At 53.5% G+C, this 20,716-nt stretch carries 22 protein-coding genes and 1 pseudogene; 15 read left to right on the forward strand and 8 right to left on the reverse strand.

All coding sequences use genetic code 11. The annotated features are described in order from the left end of the window. Positions 1-125 precede the first annotated feature (125 nt). Positions 126-866, forward strand: a pseudogene (locus tag ACOTXC_RS16180) (glycosyltransferase); the annotation flags it as partial. Next, the gene (locus tag ACOTXC_RS16185) at positions 854-2,065 is read left to right on the forward strand and encodes an O-antigen ligase family protein (RefSeq protein WP_022646629.1); all 1,212 of its coding nucleotides are present in this window, start codon (positions 854-856) and stop codon (positions 2,063-2,065) included. The pseudogene ACOTXC_RS16180 and the gene ACOTXC_RS16185, both read left to right, overlap by 13 nt. Before the next feature lie 26 nt (positions 2,066-2,091). On the opposite strand, the gene ACOTXC_RS16190 is transcribed toward ACOTXC_RS16185, so the two are convergent. After that, positions 2,092-3,045 (reverse strand): polysaccharide deacetylase family protein, encoded by a 954-nt coding sequence (locus ACOTXC_RS16190; RefSeq protein ID WP_022646628.1) that lies wholly within the window; start codon positions 3,043-3,045, stop codon positions 2,092-2,094. A gap of 150 nt (positions 3,046-3,195) precedes the next feature. On the opposite strand from ACOTXC_RS16190, the gene rfaQ reads away from it, so the two are divergent. The 7 genes from rfaQ (at position 3,196) to coaD (ending at position 10,088) form a co-directional block, all read left to right on the forward strand. After that, on the forward strand, positions 3,196-4,266 hold the full coding sequence (gene rfaQ / locus ACOTXC_RS16195) for a putative lipopolysaccharide heptosyltransferase III (protein WP_074142833.1): 1,071 nt from the start codon (positions 3,196-3,198) through the stop codon (positions 4,264-4,266). Then, positions 4,263-5,390 carry a glycosyltransferase family 4 protein gene (locus ACOTXC_RS16200; RefSeq protein ID WP_023299023.1) on the forward strand — a complete coding sequence of 376 codons (1,128 nt, stop codon included), beginning with the start codon at positions 4,263-4,265 and terminating at the stop codon, positions 5,388-5,390. Before rfaQ ends, ACOTXC_RS16200 begins: the two co-directional genes overlap by 4 nt. A gap of 2 nt (positions 5,391-5,392) precedes the next feature. Continuing rightward, the gene (locus tag ACOTXC_RS16205; protein WP_023299022.1) at positions 5,393-6,493 is read left to right on the forward strand and encodes a glycosyltransferase; all 1,101 of its coding nucleotides are present in this window, start codon (positions 5,393-5,395) and stop codon (positions 6,491-6,493) included. Positions 6,494-6,504: 11 nt separating this feature from the next. Beyond that, positions 6,505-7,494: a glycosyltransferase gene (locus tag ACOTXC_RS16210; RefSeq protein ID WP_023299021.1), complete on the forward strand. Its 990-nt coding sequence runs from the start codon at positions 6,505-6,507 to the stop codon at positions 7,492-7,494. Between the two features lie 66 nt (positions 7,495-7,560). After that, positions 7,561-8,835: a lipid IV(A) 3-deoxy-D-manno-octulosonic acid transferase gene (gene waaA, locus ACOTXC_RS16215; RefSeq protein WP_003860874.1), complete on the forward strand. Its 1,275-nt coding sequence runs from the start codon at positions 7,561-7,563 to the stop codon at positions 8,833-8,835. Then, the gene (locus ACOTXC_RS16220) at positions 8,835-9,605 is read left to right on the forward strand and encodes a glycosyltransferase family 2 protein (RefSeq protein ID WP_003860875.1); all 771 of its coding nucleotides are present in this window, start codon (positions 8,835-8,837) and stop codon (positions 9,603-9,605) included. The genes waaA and ACOTXC_RS16220 overlap by 1 nt, the downstream gene beginning before the upstream one ends. Positions 9,606-9,608: 3 nt before the next feature. After that, the gene (coaD, locus tag ACOTXC_RS16225) at positions 9,609-10,088 is read left to right on the forward strand and encodes a pantetheine-phosphate adenylyltransferase (protein WP_022646622.1); all 480 of its coding nucleotides are present in this window, start codon (positions 9,609-9,611) and stop codon (positions 10,086-10,088) included. 2 nt (positions 10,089-10,090) lie between these two features. On the opposite strand, the gene mutM is transcribed toward coaD, so the two are convergent. The 4 genes from mutM to radC form a co-directional block, all read right to left on the reverse strand. Next, positions 10,091-10,900, reverse strand: a complete 810-nt coding sequence (mutM, locus tag ACOTXC_RS16230) for a bifunctional DNA-formamidopyrimidine glycosylase/DNA-(apurinic or apyrimidinic site) lyase (protein ID WP_003860879.1) — start codon at positions 10,898-10,900, stop codon at positions 10,091-10,093. A gap of 72 nt (positions 10,901-10,972) precedes the next feature. Further along, positions 10,973-11,140, reverse strand: coding sequence for a 50S ribosomal protein L33 (gene rpmG, locus ACOTXC_RS16235; protein WP_003024094.1), 168 nt, complete (start codon positions 11,138-11,140; stop codon positions 10,973-10,975). Positions 11,141-11,162: 22 nt separating this feature from the next. Continuing rightward, positions 11,163-11,399 (reverse strand): 50S ribosomal protein L28, encoded by a 237-nt coding sequence (gene rpmB, locus ACOTXC_RS16240; RefSeq protein WP_002436699.1) that lies wholly within the window; start codon positions 11,397-11,399, stop codon positions 11,163-11,165. A 217-nt stretch (positions 11,400-11,616) separates the two neighbouring features. Next, on the reverse strand, positions 11,617-12,282 hold the full coding sequence (gene radC / locus ACOTXC_RS16245; protein WP_022646621.1) for a RadC family protein: 666 nt from the start codon (positions 12,280-12,282) through the stop codon (positions 11,617-11,619). A 173-nt stretch (positions 12,283-12,455) separates the two neighbouring features. Here radC and coaBC point away from each other — a divergent pair, with 173 nt between their 5' ends. From coaBC to slmA, 3 genes are all read left to right on the forward strand, one after another. Next, the gene (coaBC, locus tag ACOTXC_RS16250) at positions 12,456-13,667 is read left to right on the forward strand and encodes a bifunctional phosphopantothenoylcysteine decarboxylase/phosphopantothenate--cysteine ligase CoaBC (protein WP_421767852.1); all 1,212 of its coding nucleotides are present in this window, start codon (positions 12,456-12,458) and stop codon (positions 13,665-13,667) included. Further along, positions 13,645-14,103, forward strand: a complete 459-nt coding sequence (gene dut / locus ACOTXC_RS16255; RefSeq protein WP_015570042.1) for a dUTP diphosphatase — start codon at positions 13,645-13,647, stop codon at positions 14,101-14,103. Before coaBC ends, dut begins: the two co-directional genes overlap by 23 nt. Positions 14,104-14,224: 121 nt before the next feature. Then, complete coding sequence (gene slmA, locus ACOTXC_RS16260) at positions 14,225-14,821, forward strand: nucleoid occlusion factor SlmA (protein ID WP_003860901.1); 597 nt, start codon at positions 14,225-14,227, stop codon at positions 14,819-14,821. A gap of 82 nt (positions 14,822-14,903) precedes the next feature. On the opposite strand, the gene pyrE is transcribed toward slmA, so the two are convergent. Both pyrE and rph read right to left on the reverse strand, forming a co-directional pair. Then, entirely contained in the window at positions 14,904-15,545 is a 642-nt protein-coding gene (pyrE, locus tag ACOTXC_RS16265) for an orotate phosphoribosyltransferase (RefSeq protein ID WP_032622050.1), read from the reverse strand. 66 nt (positions 15,546-15,611) lie between these two features. Continuing rightward, entirely contained in the window at positions 15,612-16,328 is a 717-nt protein-coding gene (rph, locus tag ACOTXC_RS16270; RefSeq protein WP_023305205.1) for a ribonuclease PH, read from the reverse strand. Positions 16,329-16,453: 125 nt separating this feature from the next. Between rph and ACOTXC_RS16275 the strand changes: the two genes are divergently transcribed. Both ACOTXC_RS16275 and ACOTXC_RS16280 read left to right on the forward strand, forming a co-directional pair. After that, the gene (locus tag ACOTXC_RS16275; protein ID WP_063147159.1) at positions 16,454-17,317 is read left to right on the forward strand and encodes a YicC/YloC family endoribonuclease; all 864 of its coding nucleotides are present in this window, start codon (positions 16,454-16,456) and stop codon (positions 17,315-17,317) included. Between the two features lie 205 nt (positions 17,318-17,522). Next, positions 17,523-18,140 carry a trimeric intracellular cation channel family protein gene (locus ACOTXC_RS16280; RefSeq protein ID WP_023299016.1) on the forward strand — a complete coding sequence of 206 codons (618 nt, stop codon included), beginning with the start codon at positions 17,523-17,525 and terminating at the stop codon, positions 18,138-18,140. 2 nt (positions 18,141-18,142) lie between these two features. Here ACOTXC_RS16280 and ligB read toward each other — a convergent pair whose 3' ends face one another. Further along, complete coding sequence (gene ligB / locus ACOTXC_RS16285; protein WP_063216089.1) at positions 18,143-19,813, reverse strand: NAD-dependent DNA ligase LigB; 1,671 nt, start codon at positions 19,811-19,813, stop codon at positions 18,143-18,145. Positions 19,814-20,064: 251 nt separating this feature from the next. Between ligB and gmk the strand changes: the two genes are divergently transcribed. Then, complete coding sequence (gmk, locus tag ACOTXC_RS16290; protein ID WP_006177710.1) at positions 20,065-20,688, forward strand: guanylate kinase; 624 nt, start codon at positions 20,065-20,067, stop codon at positions 20,686-20,688. Positions 20,689-20,716 lie beyond the last annotated feature (28 nt).

The following is a 20,716-nucleotide window of genomic DNA, read 5'->3' on the forward strand; positions in this document are numbered from 1 at the left end:
AATGGCGAAGAAACGGTCTAAATAGGCTGATTCAAGGCATTTACGGGAGAAAAAATCGGCTCAAACATGAAGAAATGAAATGACTGAGTCAGCCGAGAAGAATTTCCCCGCTTATTCGCACCTTCCCTAAATTTCCTCAGATCATAACGCGCACCGTGAACTTTCGTAACGTCGGCCGGGTACGAAACAGTGCTATCGCACTGGCATCCGGTGAATATATTACGATGCTCGACAGTGACGATTGCTTAAAGCCGGGCAGCCTCAGGGACGCAATTACCTTTCTGAAAGCGCAACGTCCGGATATGTTACTGACACGTTTGCTTGAGATTCGCGATCCCCGGGAAATGACTTCAGACTGGCAGGGATTCAATCCTGTGCCATTGTCACAACATGAAGCAGTCGCTCGTTTCTTACGCCATAAAGACTTTCAGGCGCATCTCATTGGCCAGTTTATTCATCGTAGCCTGTACGAAAGCAACCCTATTCCTCCAATGTTATGTTATGAGGATTTCGCTGTCTTCCCCGGAATGTTGATGCAGTCGAGCAAAATAGTCTATCAACGCCAGGGGCATTATTATTACGTCAAGCGTCGCGACAGTTTGTCGAGCAGTCTGGACGCTAGCAAAATTTCAACGCTTGTCGAATGCACGTTACAGATGGAAAGAACATTTCCGTCAAGCTACAGGCATCTTGTCAATTGCCACTGGTTTGATATTTACAGCAACCATCGGTCCTGTCTTACAGACCAACAATTACAACTCGTGAAACAACGCGTAAAGGCCATGTACACATTGTCTTTTTTCCTGTCCACCGATGTTCGTTTTAGCTACAAAAAAAGGGTTATTGAGGCGTTATGGAAAAAATAAAACCACGGCTATATCAACTGACGATTGCTTTGAGCCTCATCTCTTTGATGCTGGCACTAGTCAGTTCAGGGAAGCAAAGAGAGTTTTTCTATATTGCTATTTACGTCAGTATTATTGGCCTGGCTTTCGAATATAAAAAAATCACTCTTCGACCTTTTACTATAGCGCTGCCCATTTTGCTGATTGGGTTACTTAACCTCGGCTGGTACTTAATCTATGAGTATCATAACGAGGGACTCAATCTTTACAGCGACTATCTAGGCGCAAGCAAAAAGTTAATTTTAGCGAGTATCCTGATTTTCTATATTGACCGCTTTAAGTTTTACATTGATAAAGACAACTTCAGGAAATTTTTCTTCTACGCAGCGGCCTTAGGGTTTGTGCTCGCCACAGGATATGGCTTGTGGCAGGCCTCGCAAGGTATGACTCGCGTTGAGATGGCAATTAACCGTGCCACCGTTTCAGCCTATGTTTATTCTGTCCTGTCACTGGCTTTCGTATACAGTCTTTACCTTCAGCAGAACGTGAAGCTGTATGTTGTCGCGGGTTTCACTATATTAATCTCTTACTTCGTCATACTGTTGACGGGTACCCGTGCTGCGATGGGTTTATATCTGCTTCTGGCGATAGTGCTCACGCTATATCATTTCAGAAAAATTCATCTCAAATCCACTCTCATCTTTTTATGCATTGTGGCCGGCATTGTCGTCGTAAGCTACAAACCGTTGATTGCACCAAAAATAACGCAAACCCAAATTGAAGTTGAGAAATATCAGCAAGGCTATGACCGCACGTCACTGGGCGCACGTTTTTCGATGTGGACTGTCGGGATCGAGAATGGTCTTGCACATCCGTTGGGGCAATCACTTGAAGAGCGTGAAACGTGGACACGGCAGTATATAAAAGACGGTCATCCACATCTTGCTACCGCGCTCGTGTACATCAAAGTCCACCTGCATAATGAATTTATAGAGAAATATTCATTGCAGGGGATCCCCGGCGTGGCGGTTATGCTCTTTTTCTTCGTTTCGATGATTGTGTATGCCCTACGAAACAGAAACGCACTGCTGCTAACCTCGATGCTACTTTTGCTTTTGTATGGTCTGACGGATGTCATACTGCTCAGTTCAGAAGCCTTAATCTTCTTTATGGTTTTGTTTGCATTAAGTACACCTTTCACCCAAACAAAGCAGCAATAGCAAATATGCCCGCCTGGCGGGCATAACTATTTTTTGTACTGGTAAAACTCCGCCAGCGTCATTCCCACCGTTTTATCTGATAGCCATGTAAACAGCTGTTCCAAATCCTGATATAAACCTTCAATCGCCGCCTCGTCTTTAAAAGTAGGGCTCCCGCCAGGCATAAATTCCGACGAATGCAGCATGAACTCTACGTAGTCATTTCCCTGAGACAGGCACTGCTGCGCCACCTTAATCATCTCCTGCGCGTTACCGCCGGACGGGCGTAACCAGTTAACTGACGGAGAACGGTATTTACCGCGCAGACGATCGTAACCCTGCTTCAGGGAATTCAGCCATGCCGGGTGTTTATACTGGATGCTCATTGGCACTTCGAGGAGAAGGCTGTTTCCCGGCCGGGAAATGTCGTCTACGTCCAAAAAGTAGGCGCGATCGGGAAAATGCTGGTAATTCGTTCCGCCATTACCCTGCGGGGCACCTTTCGCGTTGCGCCAGTTCACGCGCGGCGTAACGGAACAATCTACCTGATACCCCAGCTCAATCAGTAACCGGGCGTAACGGCTGTCGAATGCCCAGCGCCCGGCGCGATGGCTGAGCATTTTTGTCTGGAAAGTCTCTTCCAGTAAGCGGGTCATGAACAGCACTTTCTCACGCATGACCTCGTCTGAAAACTCAATCAGATAAGGCTGCCAGCGCCAGTCATCACCGGTCAGATCGTGCTCCGGAGGGCTGTTCCAGGCATGGAGATGCATTCCTACCTCGCCCTGCCCCCGGGCTATGACCTCTTTCGCGAACTCAATGAACACCGGTTCGACGGCCATCTCGTAGTTGGTGAGCCAGACTGGCTTAAAGCCGAAACGCTCGCAAAGCGTCTGAAACCGCGCCAGGTAGCGCGCGTTTTCCGTTTTGATGACCCGGTGGTTCTGCCAGAGATTATCCCCTTCGGTATCGATCGTGATGATAAACGCTGGTTTTTTCATAATGAGTCCGCAAGACAAAATAGTTAGCGCTATGTTACGCACGCCCGAAAGCAGGAGTAAACCCTTCCAGGGAAATTCCTGACATTATGGAGAAAGAGTGCAAGTCGTTACCAGGTCTATTAGAATTGCCAACAGTACAACGCCGATAAGATGATGATGAATAACTTACCTGACACGCCTGATTTGCGCATTTTACTGATTAAACTTCGCCATCATGGTGACATGTTACTCACCACCCCCGTCATCAATTCATTGCGCCAGAAATGGCCTGAAGCCCAAATCGACGTGCTTCTCTATGAAGAGACGCGAGACATGCTCGCCGCGCATCCGGCAATCGGTACGATCTATGGTATCGATCGTAAATGGAAGCAGCTGGGGACGCTGAAGCACCTGCAAAAAGAGTGGCAGTTGCTTCGTGCTTTACGCGCTCAGCATTATCATCTGGTGATCAATCTTGCCGATCAGTGGCGCAGCGCGATTGTTACCCGCTTCACCGGCGCACCGGTTCGGCTCGGGTTCGCTTTTAACAAGCGCAATAATGCCTTCTGGCGTTTTTGTCACAGTGAACTGGTCTCAGTCGCCAGCCATCAGTCGCTGCACACCGTTGAACAAAACCTGTCCATACTGAAACCATTACCCGTTGCCGCCAGACCCGCCGTCACCATGGCTTACAGCGCGGATGACTGGCACCATGCTCATCACAAGCTGACACAAAAGGGCGTGGGGGAACGCTATATCGTTATTCAACCCACTTCACGCTGGTTCTTTAAGTGCTGGGACGAAGGCAAAATGGCGCAAACTATCGCCGCGTTGCAGCAGGACGGCCACACTATCGTCCTTACGGCGGGACCGGATAAGAAAGAGCTGGCGATGATTGACCGCATTCTTGCCGCCTCCCCGCAGACGGGTGTTGTATCGCTGGCAGGGCAGTTAACCCTGCGCCAGCTGGCCTCGCTTATCGATCACGCAGCCCTGTTCATTGGCGTTGACTCCGTCCCCATGCACATGGCCGCCGCCCTTCAGACGCCCTGCGTGGCGCTGTTTGGCCCGTCAAAATTGACGTTCTGGTCGCCATGGCAGGTTAACGGCGAGGTCATCTGGGCTGGTAACTACGGCCCGCTTCCCAACCCTGATGCCATTGATACAAAAACGACGGAACGTTATCTCGACGCCATCCCCGTTGATGCTGTCGTCTCCGCCGCAAGGAGATACCTGCAATGAAGCTTCATCGTCTGGCCATTGTGCGCCAAAAATATCGGCCGGATGGGGGAGCAGAACGTTTTGTCTCCAGGGCACTCACCGCGCTGAGCAATCAAAATCTTGAGCTCAACGTCATCACCCGCGAGTGGCAGGGCGAAAAGCAGGACGACTGGCATATTCATATCTGCGATCCACGAAAGTGGGGCCGCATCAGCCGTGAACGCGGCTTTGCACACGCCGCGCGCGCGCTGTGGCAGCAACAGCAGTTTGATATTGTACAGAGCCACGAACGTATTCCGGGCTGCGATATTTACCGCGCCGGAGATGGTGTACATCGACGCTGGCTGCTACAGCGTACGCGTATTCTTCCCGCCTGGCGCGCGAAGCTGCTCATGCACGATCGCTATCACCGCTACGTGATGAACGCCGAACGTGAAATGTACCAGGCTCCCGAGTTGAAAGCCGTTATCTGTAATGCGGAGATGATCAAGCGCGAAATCGTCGAAGACTTTGATATTGACGCAAAAAAGATACATGTGATTTATAATTCAATAGATTCCCGCCGCTTCGTTCCGGCAGAAGAGAGACAGCGCGCTGTACTGCGTAAGCAATTTGGCTTACCCGCTGATGCCGTCATTTTCTGCTTCGTGGGTTCAGGGTTTGAACGCAAGGGGCTGGCAAGCGCTATTCAGGCTATAGCAGGAACATCGGCGTGGCTGGTTGTGGTCGGTCAGGATAAAGCGGAAAGCCGCTATCGCGACCTCGCCCGTTCATTAGGCTGTGAGGGGCAAATCCGTTTCCTGGGGATGCAAAAAGAGACGCTGCCATTTTATCAGCTTTCTGATGGTTTACTGCTGCCGACGCTGTATGATCCTTTCCCTAACGTCATACTTGAAGCAATGGCCTGTGGATTGCCCGTCATTACGTCAGAGAGTTGCGGTGGTTCAGAATTTATTGAGCAAGGCCAGAACGGGTTTTACTGTGATGCACTTGATATCCACACATTGAAGGAGGCCGTCATGTCCATCCCTTCACTGGAAAAAAATAACAATATGGGGCTTGCGGCGCGTGAACGCGTCAGAGAAGCAACCCCTGAAAAACTATCAAGTCAGCTTATTTCGCTTTATCAAAAATTACTGGATTAATAATGCGCATCCTAATGATTATTGATGGTTTACCCGGTGGAGGAGCCGAAAAAACGGTTCTCACCCTCTCCAGCGGACTGACAGAACTGGGGCATCAGGTCACCCTTTTCTCCTTACGGAAGGTGTGCGACTACGCCATTCCGGAAGGCATCGATTTTCAGGTCGTGCAGGATACCTGTAAAAAACCCTGGCGGAAGCTGACCGAGATCCCGCGTCGCGCCCGTTTGCTGGATCGCGCCATTGAGCAGGCAGAACGCAGCGGTAAATTTGACGTCGTCTTCTCGCATCTGCATAAAACCGACCGTATCGTGGCGCACAGCCGCGTGCTGGATCGCGATAAGGTCTGGTTTTGCGTACACGGGATGTTCTCCTTCTCCTATTTGCGCCATCGCAGCGGGCTTTCTCGCTGGTTTAAGCATTATAAAATTCGTCATACCTATGAAAACCGCAACGTGGTGGCGGTATCCGGCGCCGTGCTGCACGATCTGTCTGAAGTACTCGCGATCCCCCTGCGGCGCAAAGCGGTTATCCATAACCCGTTTGATATCCCTGAAATTCAGCGTCTGGCGGAAGCGCCCTTTGAGATGCAGGGGCAGAATTACATTATCCACGTTGGCCGTTTTCATGAGCACAAACGTCACGACCGGCTGCTGCGGGCGTTTGCGATGAGCAAGATTGACGCATCACTGGTGTTGATGGGCAAAGGCTCTGACGTGAAAATTAACCAGCTCAAACAGCTTGCCGCTAAGCTGGGAATTGAAAACAAGATCGTCTTCCGCCCGTTTGAAACCAATCCTTATCCGTGGATCAAAGGTGCACGCCTTTTAGTGTTAAGTTCCGACTGCGAAGGTTTTGGTAATGTACTGGTAGAGTCCATTATCTGTCAGACCCCACCGGTGAGTACAAACTGCCCTGGCGGCCCTGCTGAGATCCTTACTGGCCCCCTGGCGCGCGGTCTGACCGCGTTAACCGACGAATCACTGGCGAATACCCTGGCAGAACTGTATGCCTCTCCGCCGGTTGTTGATCGCGAAACGATCGCATCGTTCGGTATCAACGCCATTTGCCAGCAATACATTGCTTTGGTCGACAACCAAAAATAATCAGGTTTCATATGCAAAATTCAGCGCCTTTATTAAGCGTGGTGGTTGCCGTTTATAACGGTGAAGCTTTTCTCGATCAGTTCTTTACCTGCCTTGTAAATCAACACATCGACAGTATGGAAGTCATCATCGTGAATGACGGCTCCACTGACCGCTCGATGCAGATTGTCGAAAAATGGCGCGAACAGCTGCCACAGATGCAGGTCATTGAACAACCTAATCAGGGCGTGTCCATCGCGCGTAATACCGGCCTGGCCGTTGCGACCGGCCAATATCTCTCTTTCCCGGATATTGATGATGTCTTCAAACCCGGCATGTACCAGCGTCTGCTGGATATGGCCGTCACGCAGAACCTGGATGTCGCCACCTGCAATGGCAACTACGTCTGGGAAAATAACAAAAAACCGTCTCGCCCTATCTTCCCTGAAGATAAGCTCGCCTCAACGAGCGTCATGAATGGCGCGGCATGGTTAAAAAAGGCGCTGGATTCACGTAAGTTCCTGCATGTGACCTGGCTGAATATCTATCGTCACGATTTTATTCGTCAGCACGGCTTTCGTTTCGAGCCTGGCCTGCGCCATCAGGATATCCCGTGGACGACTGAGGTGCTGCTTGCTGCAGAACGCGTTCAGTACACCAGCGAACGCTTTTACGACTACTACATTCACTCCGCCTCGGTATCGCACACCCCGGATAATGACGACACGCTGATTCGCTCAGCGCGCCATTACATGAAGATCCTGAAGATGCTAGATGCCATTAACCAGCGCTACCCGGATAAAGTGAAAAATATCCCGGCCTGTCACTGGCAAATCGCCAAAGAGGGTCTGGGAATTATTCATACCTTCGACAACATGAAGGATGAAGCGAAGAAATCAATGATAATCAAAGAGTTCTTCGACACCGGGATCTGGAAGCTCATCTGGAAAAGTGCCAAAAGCCCGCGTTTGCGCTGGCGCCTGGGCCGACGCTACTTCCGTTTAAAACGGTATCTGGCATAAGAGATAGCTTTAGCACGCTTAAATGCTTAGAATTTCCCGGCCGAAACTAAAAAAACGGATAATCGCTTGGAATTGTTGTATACCGCCCTGCTCTACATCATTCAGCCACTGGTGTGGCTGCGACTGTTGCTTCGTAGCCGTAAAGCGCCTGCGTACCGTAAACGCTGGGCCGAACGCTATGGCTACTGCCGCAATAAAGTGGCGCCGGACGGTATTCTGCTGCATTCCGTGTCAGTCGGGGAAACGCTGGCCGCCATTCCACTGGTGCGTGCCTTACGCCATCGTTATCCGTCACTGCCCATCACCGTCACCACGATGACGCCAACCGGCTCAGAGCGCGTGATGTCTGCCTTCGGTAAAGACGTGCATCACGTCTACCTGCCGTACGATCTCCCCTGCGCCATGAACCGTTTCCTGAATACCGTTCGCCCTAAACTGGTGATCGTCATGGAAACTGAACTGTGGCCGAATATGATTTCCGCCCTGCATGCCCGTAAAATTCCTTTGGTTATCGCCAACGCGCGTCTGTCGGAACGCTCGGCGAAAGGGTACGGCAAGCTGGGTAAATTTATGCGTCGCCTGCTCAGCAAAATTACGCTGATCGCCGCGCAGAACGAAGAAGATGCCGCGCGCTTTATCGCCCTCGGCCTGAAGCGCAACCAGCTTGCGGTCACGGGTAGCCTGAAGTTCGATATTTCCGTCACCCCTGAACTCGCCGCCCGTGCGGTGACGCTGCGTCGTCAGTGGGCGCCGCGTCGCCAGGTCTGGATTGCCACCAGCACCCATGACGGCGAAGAAGCCATTATTCTTCAGGCTCACCGCCAGCTGCTGGAAAAATTCCCTGATCTACTGCTGATTCTGGTGCCTCGCCATCCTGAGCGTTTTAAAGATGCCCGGGAGATGGTGCAAAAAGGCGGTTTCAGCTTCACCCTGCGCAGCAGCGGCGAAATCCCCTCTGGCAGCACGCAGGTGGTGATTGGCGATACGATGGGCGAACTGATGCTGCTGTACGGGATTGCCGATCTTGCTTTCGTTGGCGGAAGCCTGGTGGAGCGCGGTGGTCATAACCCGCTGGAGCCGGCAGCCCACGCCATTCCCGTGCTGATGGGTCCACACACGTTTAACTTCAAAGATATCTGCGCGAAATTGCAGCAAGCCGATGGCTTAATCACCGTGACCGATGCGGACTCGGTGGTCAAAGAGGTCTCAACCCTTCTGACTGACGAAGATTACCGCCTGTGGTACGGTCGTCACGCCGTTGAAGTCCTGCATCAGAACCAGGGCGCACTGACCCGTCTGCTGCAACTTCTGCAACCTTACCTGCCGCAGCGGAGCCACTAATGTCAACGCGTCTGTCGGTCGTGATGATCGCCAAAAACGCCGCCGACCTGCTTCCGGATTGCCTGGCCTCTGTTGCCTGGGCTGACGAAATCGTCATTCTCGATTCCGGAAGTACGGACAATACGGCGGACGTTGCCCGTGCAGCTGGGGCAAAAGTCTTTACCGACACCGACTGGCAGGGCTACGGTATTCAGCGTCAGCGTGCGCAGGGTTACGCCACAGGCGATTACGTGTTGATGATCGATACCGATGAGCGCGTCACCCCGGAACTCCGACAGGCCATTCAAACGGTGCTTGCTGCGCCACAGCCCGGCGCGGTCTACAGTATCGCGCGTCGTAACTATTTCCTGGGCCGCTTTATGCGCCACAGCGGCTGGTACCCCGACCGCGTGATGCGCCTCTATGCCCGCGAGCGTTATCAGTACAACGACAACCTGGTCCATGAGTCTCTGGCCTGCGATAACGCTCAGGTCATCCCCCTGACGGGCGATCTGCTTCATCTGACCTGCCGCGATTTCGCCAGCTTCCAGCGGAAACAGCTGAACTATGCCACCGCCTGGGCACAGGAGCGGCATGCGCGCGGCAAGAAGGCCACGCTGACCGGCATCTTCACCCACACGCTGGGCGCGTTTCTGAAAACGCTGCTGCTACGTGGCGGCGTGCTGGACGGCAAACAGGGCTGGTTACTGGCGGTAGTGAATGCCCAGTATACTTTCAACAAATACACCGAGCTGTGGGCGCTGAACCGCGGCTACTCAGAGAAAACGTGAGCCATGAGCACAAAAGCGATTTATCCGGGTACCTTCGATCCGATCACTAACGGTCATCTTGATATCATCACCCGTGCGGCGTGTATGTTCGACAAGGTGATTCTGGCCATTGCCGCCAGCCCGAGCAAAAAGCCGATGTTTGACCTGAACGAACGCGTGCAGCTTGCCACCGATGCGATTTCGCATTTGTCGAATGTTGAGGTCGTCGGATTCAGCGATTTGATGGCAAACTTTGCCCGTGCCCAGCAGGCCAATATCCTGATCCGCGGTCTTCGCGCGGTAGCAGACTTCGAATATGAGATGCAGCTGGCGCACATGAACCGCCATCTGATGCCGGAGCTGGAGAGCGTATTCCTGATGCCCTCCAAAGAGTGGTCCTTCATCTCTTCTTCGCTGGTGAAAGAGGTGGCGCGCCATCGCGGGGACGTTACCCACTTTCTGCCGGTTAATGTCCACCAGGCGTTGATGGAAAAGTTAAAGTAACCCTACTTCTGGCACTGACGGCAGTAAAACGTGGCGCGCTGAGCGTGCTTCGTGGCAATAATCGGCGTCCCGCATGCTCTGCACGGTTCCCCCTTACGACCATAAACCTGCAACTCCTGCGCAAAATAGCCCGGCTTCCCGTCGCTTTGCAGAAAATCCTTCAGCGTCGTCCCGCCCTGCTCAATTGAGCGCAGCAGTACCGCTTTAATCACTCTGACCAGCAGCTCGCACTCCTGCGCAGACAGCGAAGAGGCCAGCCGATCGGGATGGATCCCGGCGGCAAACAACGATTCGCTGGCATAGATATTCCCCACGCCCACGACCAGCTTGTTATCCATCAGCCAGGGTTTAATCGGGGTTTTCTTTTTCGCGCACTTCTCTTTGAGATAATCTGCGTTAAACGCCTCTGAGAGCGGCTCAGGTCCAAGATGCGCCAGCACGTTGTGCCCTTCCAGCTCTTTGGTCCACAGCCATGCGCCAAAGCGACGCGGGTCGGTGTAACGCAGCACCTTGCCGTTACTCATCACCAGATCAACGTGGTCGTGCTTTTCCGCAGGCAACTCTTCGGTGAGGATGCGCAGGCTTCCCGACATGCCCAGATGGATAATGATCCAGCCGTCAGGCAGCTCCAGCAGCAGGTATTTCGCGCGGCGCTGTACGCTCAGGACGGGTTTATCGCTTAACGCGTGGATCTCATCGGACACCGGCCAGCGCAGACGCCCGTTGCGAACGACAGCATGAAGAATAGTCGCGCCAACCAGATGGGGCTCAATGCCGCGGCGGCTGGTCTCTACCTCAGGTAATTCAGGCATGGTTCCTCCGTTGCGATGCAGAATGCAAAAAACCCCGCAGATGCGGGGTTTTTCAATACAAGGAGACTAAAATTATTTGATTTTAGCTTCTTTGTACAGTACGTGCTGGCGTACAACTGGATCGAATTTTTTCAGTTCCAGTTTTTCCGGCTTAGTACGTTTGTTCTTCGTGGTGGTGTAGAAGTGACCTGTACCAGCAGAAGAAACCAGCTTGATTTTCTCGCGAATACCTTTAGCCATGATTTATTTCCTCTTTAAGTACTTAGTACTTTTCGCCACGGGCACGCAGTTCGGACAGAACTGTATCGATGCCTTTCTTATCGATTACACGCATACCTTTAGCAGATACGCGCAGGGTGACAAAACGCTTCTCGCTCTCAACCCAGAAACGGTGAGAGTGCAGGTTCGGCAGGAAACGGCGTTTAGTCGCGTTCAGTGCGTGGGAACGGTTGTTACCGGTCACCGGACGCTTGCCAGTAACTTGGCAGACTCGGGACATGTCTATTCTCCAAAAATCAAATTAGCTCGAGCTTCGTATGGGGTATCGGCGCCTCGTCAGGCTTTACAGCCCGGTCATCGCTTAGTTCTATTGAACTCTCGATTGCCAGGCCCAAATGCCAAACCCGAGATTCTCAAAGGTGGCGTAGTATACGCTGACTCGGCGGTGTGCTCAAGTCCCGAACAGACAAAGATCCCGATGGATCGCGAGAAAAGGCCTAAATCCAGCCACGTTCGGCAAAAGAAATGTACTCTCCGCGGCCAATTATCAGATGGTCCAGCACACGAATGTCCATGAATTGACAGCATTTGATAATACGTTCGGTAATTGCTTTGTCAGCTCTGCTTGGTTCTGCACAGCCAGAGGGGTGATTATGCGCGAGGATCACGCCGGCTGCATTCACTTTTATCGCTTCCCGCACAATTTCACGCGGATGCACCTCAACGTGGCTCAATGTTCCCGAAAAAAGGCGGGTATGTTTCAGTACCCGGTTTTTATTGTCGAGAAAGATCACCATAAAGATCTCCCGCTCCAGATCGGAAAGCTGGCTTTGCAGAAATTCGCGGGTCATGTCGGGGGTGAGGATCGGGTCTTCTTCCTCCATACGCACGTTGTAAAATCGCCGGGCCAGCTCCGCAATGCCCCGCAACTGGGCATATTTCGCCACGCCAATACCCTCAACGTGCGTAAACGCCTCCAGCTCGGCGGTCAACAATCCATACAGTGAGCCGAAATGCTCTATGAGCTCTTTCGCCAGCGTAAATACCGTTTTCCCCGGCGTGCCTGTGCGTAAAAAGAGCGCCAGCAGCTCGTCGTCCTTTAACAACGTGACGCCATGGCGCAGCATTTTTTCACGCGGTAGCAGCAGTTCAGTCTCTTCCATGCCCGGCCTCCTTCTGTTTGCCATTATGCTGCCACAGGCAAATTCGGGGCTCGACGCTGGCGTTTCGTTCTTGCGTAGCGCCTCGCAAAGTGAATTGAGGACATCATCACCCCGTTTTAGGGATTGTGATAAAATGCCCGCTCTCTGGTGAAACCCAACAGGAAAGAATCATGATGAGCCTGGCCGGTAAAAAAATCGTTCTTGGCGTCAGCGGCGGTATTGCTGCCTATAAAACGCCAGACCTGGTGCGCCGTTTGCGCGAGCGCGGGGCCGACGTACGGGTCGCGATCACCGAAGGTGGCAAAGCCTTTATCACCCCGCTGAGCCTGCAAGCCGTCTCGGGATACCCGGTATCCGACAGCCTTCTCGACCCGGCAGCCGAAGCCGCAATGGGCCATATTGAGCTGGGGAAATGGGCCGATCTGGTTATCCTTGCCCCCGCCACGGCAGATGTAATTGCCCGCGTGGCGGCCGGGATGGCGAACGATCTGGTAACGACCATTTGCCTCGCCACGCCTGCGCCCGTCGCAGTTGTACCCGCAATGAACCAGCAGATGTATCGCAACGCCGCTACCCAGCATAATCTGGATACGCTGGCCTCGCGCGGCCTACTGATTTGGGGACCGGACAGCGGCAGCCAGGCCTGTGGCGACGTGGGGCCAGGGCGTATGCTCGACCCATTGACGATTGTTGATATGGCCGCCGCCCATTTCTCGCCTGTCAACGATCTGCAACATCTCAACATCATGATTACCGCGGGCCCCACGCGCGAGCCGCTGGATCCGGTGCGATACATCACCAACCACAGTTCCGGCAAAATGGGCTTTGCAATTGCTGCCGCGGCAGCCAAACGCGGCGCGAACGTGACGCTGGTGAGCGGCCCGGTGTCGCTTACCACCCCTGCGTTTGTGCGACGTATTGATGTAACTACCGCGCTGGAAATGGAAGCCGCCGTACAGGCGCATGCTCAACAGCAGCATATTTTTATCGGCTGTGCGGCCGTCGCTGATTACCGCGCCGAAACCATTGCCGACGCCAAAATTAAAAAGCAAGGTGATGAATTAATAATAAAAATGGTGAAGAATCCGGATATCGTTGCCGGTGTCGCCGCATTGAAAACTCATCGTCCTTACGTTGTTGGGTTTGCCGCAGAAACGAATAATGTGGAAGAATATGCCCGGCAAAAACGTACCCGCAAAAACCTCGATTTGATTTGCGCGAACGACGTATCGCTGTCCACGCAAGGATTTAACAGCGACAGCAACGCATTGCACCTTTTCTGGCAGGATGGAGATAAAGTCTTACCGCTTGAGCGCAAAGAACTCCTGGGCCAACAATTACTGGACGAGATCGTTACCCGTTATGATGAAAAAAATCGACGTTAAGATTCTGGACCCGCGCGTTGGCGAGCAATTTCCGCTGCCAACGTATGCCACCTCCGGCTCTGCCGGTCTTGACCTGCGCGCCTGTCTCGATGACGCCGTAGAACTGGCGCCGGGTGCAACGACCCTGATCCCGACCGGGCTGGCGATTCACATTGCTGACCCGTCACTGGCAGCGGTGATCCTGCCGCGCTCTGGCCTGGGCCATAAGCATGGCGTCGTGCTGGGTAACCTGGTCGGCCTGATCGACTCTGACTATCAGGGTCAGCTGATGGTATCCGTCTGGAACCGTGGCCAGGACAGCTTCACCATTGAACCGGGCGAGCGTATTGCGCAGATGGTGTTTGTACCGGTGGTGCAGGCAGAATTTAACCTGGTGGCAGACTTCGACGCTACCGACCGTGGCGAAGGCGGCTTCGGCCATTCCGGGCGCAAATAACCGCCCGACAAACACGCATCTCACAGCGCCATAATGCAATAACAAACCGCAAACGTCAGTTTGCGGGTCGCTGTGTGGTTGCCAGCCTGACAAGTGCTTATTTTCAGGGGTATTTTGTAACATGGCAGAAAAACAAACCGCGAAAAGGAATCGTCGCGAAGAAATACTTCAATCTCTGGCTCTGATGCTTGAATCCAGCGACGGCAGTCAACGCATCACCACCGCCAAGCTGGCGGCCTCTGTGGGCGTGTCAGAGGCGGCGCTGTATCGTCATTTCCCGAGCAAAACCCGGATGTTCGACAGCCTGATCGAGTTTATCGAAGATAGCCTGATCACGCGCATCAACCTGATTCTGAAGGATGAAAAAGACACCAGCACGCGTCTGCGTCTGATTGTGCTGCTGATTCTGGGCTTTGGTGAACGTAACCCGGGTCTGACCCGTATTCTTACCGGCCACGCGCTGATGTTTGAACAGGATCGTCTGCAAGGCCGTATAAACCAGCTTTTTGAGCGTATCGAAGCCCAGCTTCGTCAGGTTCTGCGCGAGAAGAAAATGCGGGAAGGCGAGGGATATAATACGGATGAGACGCTGCTGGCAAGCCAGATCCTGGCATTTTGCGAAGGGATGCTCTCCCGGTTTGTGCGCAGCGAGTTTAAATATCGACCAACGGACGATTTTGACGCCCGCTGGCCGTTAGTGGCAGCACAATTACAGTAACGCCATCGCCGGATGGCGGCTTCGCCTTATCCGGCCTACGAACAGGTAGGCCCGGTAAGCGTAGCGCCACCGGGCAATTGAATTATACGCCAAACTCTTCGCGGTATTGACGTACCGCCGCCAGGTGATCCGCCATTTCAGGCTTCTCTTCCAGATATGCAATCAGGTCTGTCAGCGTGATGATAGAGATCACTTTGCAGCCATAATCGCGTTCCACTTCCTGAATAGCAGAGATGTCGCCACGCCCGCGTTCCTGACGATCAAGCGAAATCAGCACACCCGCAAGCGTTGCACCGTTAGCCTGGATAATCTCCATCGATTCACGGATCGCGGTACCTGCGGTGATCACGTCATCCACCAGCATCACGCGGCCCTGCAACGCACTGCCGACCAGATTGCCGCCTTCACCGTGGGTTTTGGCCTCTTTACGGTTAAAGCAGTACGGTACGTCGCGGTCATGGTGCTCCGCCAGCGCCACCGCCGTGGTGGTTGCAATTGGAATGCCTTTGTACGCGGGGCCAAACAGCAGATCGAAATCAATCCCGGAATCTACCAGCGCTTCGGCATAGAAGCGGCCTAACAGTGCCAGGTCGCGCCCGGTATTAAACAGCCCGGCGTTGAAGAAATACGGGCTTTTACGCCCGGATTTCAGCGTGAACTCGCCAAACTTAAGTACCTGCTTGTTAAGCGCAAACTCAATAAACTGGCGCTGATACGATTTCATGGATTTGCTCCTTTGTCTTTTCAGTCTTACAGGCAAAAAAAAGGCGACTCATTGGTCGCCTTAAAATCAATTTTCTAACGCCGCTTTCTGCGTCGCTACAATAGATTCAATACCCCCTCGGGCCAACGCCAGCAAGGTGAGCAGTTCTTCGTGAGTGAATGGCTCGCCTTCTGCCGTGCCCTGCACTTCAATGATGCGACCATCTTCGGTCATCACCACGTTCATGTCGGTTTCTGCGGCAGAATCTTCAACGTATTCCAGATCGCAAAGCGCTTCGCCGTTAACAATACCAACGGAGACAGCAGCAACCATCCCTTTCATTGGGTTGGTTTTCAGCTTACCGGCGGCAACCAGCTTGTTCAGCGCATCTGCCAGCGCCACACAGGCACCGGTAATGGAGGCCGTACGCGTGCCGCCATCGGCCTGGATCACGTCGCAGTCCAGCGTGATGGTGAACTCACCCAGCGTTTTTAAGTCAACCGCGGCGCGGAGCGCACGTGCGATCAGGCGCTGGATCTCCATAGTACGGCCGCCCTGCTTACCTTTTGCCGCTTCACGGGCATTACGGGTATGGGTTGCGCGCGGCAACATACCGTATTCCGCGGTGATCCACCCCTGCCCCTGACCTTTCAGGAAGCGAGGCACGCCCTCTTCGATGGACGCGGTGCAAAGCACTTTGGTGTCACCAAACTCAACCAGCACGGAGCCTTCAGCGTGTTTTGTATAGTTACGGGTCAGGGTGACGGGACGCACCTGGTTGGTGCTACGACCTGCTGGACGCATGATGGATTCTCCGGCTTGAAACGAATGTGGCTGCGCATTATACGGATAAAGGACGCTTATTCCTATCCTGAGAAGCCCCTGAAAGCTATAATCCCCCCATCTCTCCTTTAAAAACGGGAATGTCTATGATCCGCAGTATGACCGCCTACGCCCGGCGTGAAATCAAGGGTAGCTGGGGTAGCGCTACCTGGGAAATGCGCTCGGTAAACCAGCGCTATCTGGAAACATATTTCCGTATGCCGGAACAGTTGCGCAGCCTGGAGCCCGTGGTGCGTGAGCGTATCCGTACGCGTCTGACCCGCGGGAAAGTGGAATGTAATTTGCGTTTTGAGCCCGATGCCAGTGCCCAGGGCGAACTGATCCTGAACGAAAAGCTGGCAAAACAGCTGGTTAATGCGGCGAACTGGGTCAAAATGCAAAGCGATGAAGGCGAGATCAACCCGGTTGATATTCTGCGCTGGCCTGGCGTGATGGCCGCCGGAGAGCAGGATCTGGACGCGATTACCGCTGAAATCCTGGCTGCACTCGACGGCACGCTGGATGACTTTATCGTTGCCCGCGAAACCGAAGGCCAGGCGCTGAAAGCGATGATTGAGCAACGCCTTGAAGGCGTGAGCGCCGAAGTGGCTAAAGTGCGCGCTCATATGCCAGAAGTGCTGCAATGGCAGCGTGAGCGTCTTGTCGCCAAACTGGAAGAGGCGGAAGTCCAGCTGGAAAACAACCGTCTGGAACAAGAGCTGGTGCTGATGGCGCAGCGTGTAGACGTGGCTGAAGAGCTGGATCGTCTGGAAGCGCACGTTAAAGAGACCTATAACATCCTGAAGAAGAAAGAAGCGGTAGGCCGCCGTCTCGACTTTATGATGCAGGAGTTCAACCGCGAGTCGAACACGCTGGCGTCTAAGTCTATCAATGCAGAGGTGACCAATTCAGCAATTGAACTGAAGGTCCTGATTGAGCAGATGCGCGAGCAGATCCAGAATATCGAGTAATACCTTTCAGGGTGGTGTCTGGCACATCACCCATTACTTTTTCTAATCCATATTTATCCTTACTTTCTTTGTCTCCCGCCTTATCACAAGCCCGTCTGCCATGCGTTGATAAATTTGTGTAGGGCAAATCCCCTCGCCTTAGAAAATCTCAATCGTGATCTTGCGCACAAATCGCTAACCTCCTCCTCTTCATTCCGGAGGGTTTATGCTGCTTCACATTCTCTATCTTATTGGCATTACCGCAGAAGCCATGACCGGCGCGCTCGCCGCCGGACGTCGCCGTATGGACACCTTCGGCGTGATCATTATTGCCACGGCCACTGCGCTCGGCGGCGGGTCCGTGCGCGATATCCTGCTTGGCCATTATCCGCTCGGCTGGGTTAAAAACCCTGAGTACGTCATTATCGTGGCAACGGCAGCCGTGCTAACCACGATTGTGGCCCCGGTGATGCCTCATCTGCGCCGCTTGTTCCTGGTGCTGGATGCGCTTGGGCTGATTGTTTTTTCCATCATTGGCGCACAAATTGCTCTCGATATGGGTGAAGGCCCGGTTATTGCCACCATTGCGGCGGTGATCACGGGCGTGTTTGGCGGGGTGCTGCGCGATATGTTCTGCAAACGTATCCCGCTGGTTTTCCAGAAGGAACTGTATGCCGGCATCTCCTTTGCCGCGGCAGTGCTTTATGTCGCCTTGCAGCACTATGTCACCAACCACGATGTGGTGGTTATCTCCACGCTGCTGTTTGGTTTCACCGCGCGTATGCTGGCATTGCGCCTGAAGCTGGGCCTGCCCGTTTTTCATTACAAGCACAACGCGCATTAATGTCAGAACCCGTTAATGTGCTGCTCAGCCAGCCACCTTGCCAGCCTATCAACGGGAGGCGCATGCAGCCAGTTAACGACCTGCTGCGCCTTCTCTTCACCTGTTCCCGGCAAAGCCTGCCAGTCAGCGGCGCTCCGCTGATTCAGCGCCTGCCACGACGCCGCCCCAACCGCATTCAGCGTGGCTTTTGTCAGCGGGATCCCCATCGCTGTGACCCAGCGAATAAAAGGTTGTTTGCGCACCATATTAAAACGATGCCAGAGCGATAACCCGCGCCCGGCGGAAAAGCCAGGCGTGGACTGTAGCTGCGCCTGCGTCAGTGTTAACCACGAAAAAATATGCTCGAAACGATGCGTCTGATGAAGCGTTCGCCAGCCCGCCTCGCCTAACCCCTCGATCCCTAGCCCTTGTTTTGAGCTAAGCCACGTCAACCGGGCAAAGAACTGTTCCATACACGCTGGTGAGGCATAAAAACAGGTCAGCGAGTGGTACTGCAGGGCCGGAGGTTCTGGTTTTTCCCTGTTCGCTCCCCGCCAGACAACTCGATCGAATCGGGGGATCCCCTGCCCGGCGAGGCTTATCAGAACCTGATCGCCGGGAACAATATCCAGCCGCTGCCAGCGTGTGACCGACCCCAGGCTCACCCGCCGCACCTGTTTATCATCAAGCTTTACTGGATCCAGTTCGGCTACAACGGACACCTTGCCCGTTCGCCCGACGCCAAACTGTATCCCTCGCACTTCAGCAACCTGAGCGACAGGCGTATATTTCCATGCGACAACCCAACGGCCTTCACCGGGTAACCAACCGTCGCCCGCGGGTTCATCCGCTGAACGCACCACAATGCCGTCCGTGGCAAAGGGCAATGCTGTTGTATGCCACGCTGAACGCTGCGCTTCGACCGCATTCACAGACGCGGCGGGCAGCGTATAACGCGCCGTCAGGGTGAACCCGGCTTTTGACAACGCATCCAGAGATACCTGCATCTCTTTAGGTCCATCCGGCCAGGCCCAGATAAACACGCCGAGCTGCCTGAGAAGTGCGCTATCGTTATGACGCATCATGGCGCCCGCCACTTTTGCCCGCATGTTCATCCCCCCCATCTGACGCTGGATGTGGTTTTCATGAATCCAGAACAGTTCACCCTGTAAGACGCTATTTGCCAGGGGGCCGGACAGGTTTTGCGGAACAGAGGGGATTGATCGAACCTGCGCCGTCCAGTCTTCACCTTTCACACCGTTGCCACGGCTAATGGCCCGGACAAGCTTCCCGCCCTGGTACACCAGCGTCACAGCCACGCCATCCACTTTGGGCTGCATCCAGAGATGTTGCCGGGCTCGCATCCACTGGCTGAGCTCAGCTTTACTGGCAACCTTATGCACGCCCGTATGCGCAACCGGGTGTGTCACACTACCTGTCAGAGGTGGCGGTCTCTCTTCGGAAGAGACATGACCAAAGCAGCGCTGCCACTGGTTCAACCGCGCGTTAAGCTGATCGTAAACCCCGTCATCAACGTCACTGACTCCCTGCTTCCAGTAAGCATCGTCCCAGCGTTTGATCTGCGCGCTCAGCGCTACAATTTCCTTTTCTGCTTTTGCCTGCGACCATACCGGGCATACCGCTAACCCGGTGCTACACCACAACAGCGCAAACCCGCTTATCCATCGCCACATTATTACCCCTCCTTTGCGTTGGAGGAGGTATAACCCGGTATTGAAAACGACGCGAATGGCAACGTTACGCTTTACGAGGCGTTATCCAGCGTTTCTTTTTGTTGCTGCAAACCGCAGACAAAACCTGAAAACAGCACGCAAAATTTAATCATCCACGGGAAAAAGTGTGACAAAGGCTACGTCACACAGCGGCGACGTGTATAATAAGCCCGTATGTAAGACTTCTTCGTTAACACATACAAAAGACTCTCATGGCTCAAGGCACGCTTTATATTGTTTCTGCCCCTAGTGGCGCGGGTAAATCCAGCCTTATTCAGGCACTGTTAAAAACCCAACCGCTGTACGATACACAGGTTTCTGTTTCTCACACCACGCGAGCACCGCGTCCGGGTGAGGTGCACGGTGAACACTATTTCTTTGTGAATCACGACGAATTCAGAGCGATGATTGGCAGAGACGCGTTTCTTGAACACGCAGAAGTATTCGGTAACTACTACGGTACTTCGCGTGAAACCATTGAGCAGGTTCTGGCGACCGGCGTGAACGTGTTCCTGGATATCGACTGGCAGGGCGCGCAGCAAATTCGTAAGAAAATGCCTGATTCGCGCAGTATTTTTATTCTACCGCCATCGAAAGATGAACTGGATCGTCGCCTGCGTGGTCGCGGCCAGGATAGCGAAGAAGTTATCGCGAAGCGTATGGCACAGGCTGTTGCAGAAATGAGCCATTACGCGGAATATGATTACCTTATTGTGAATGATGATTTTGATGCCGCGCTGAGCGATCTCAAAACTATCCTTCGCGCAGAACGTCTGCGTATGAGCCGCCAGAAGCAGCGACATGACGCATTAATCACCAAACTGTTGGCAGACTGAACCCACTTTCAGTATCATGCCCAGTCAT

The sequence above is a fragment of the Enterobacter cloacae complex sp. IR5428 genome (assembly GCF_049238585.1).
Lineage (GTDB): Bacteria > Pseudomonadota > Gammaproteobacteria > Enterobacterales > Enterobacteriaceae > Enterobacter > Enterobacter intestinihominis.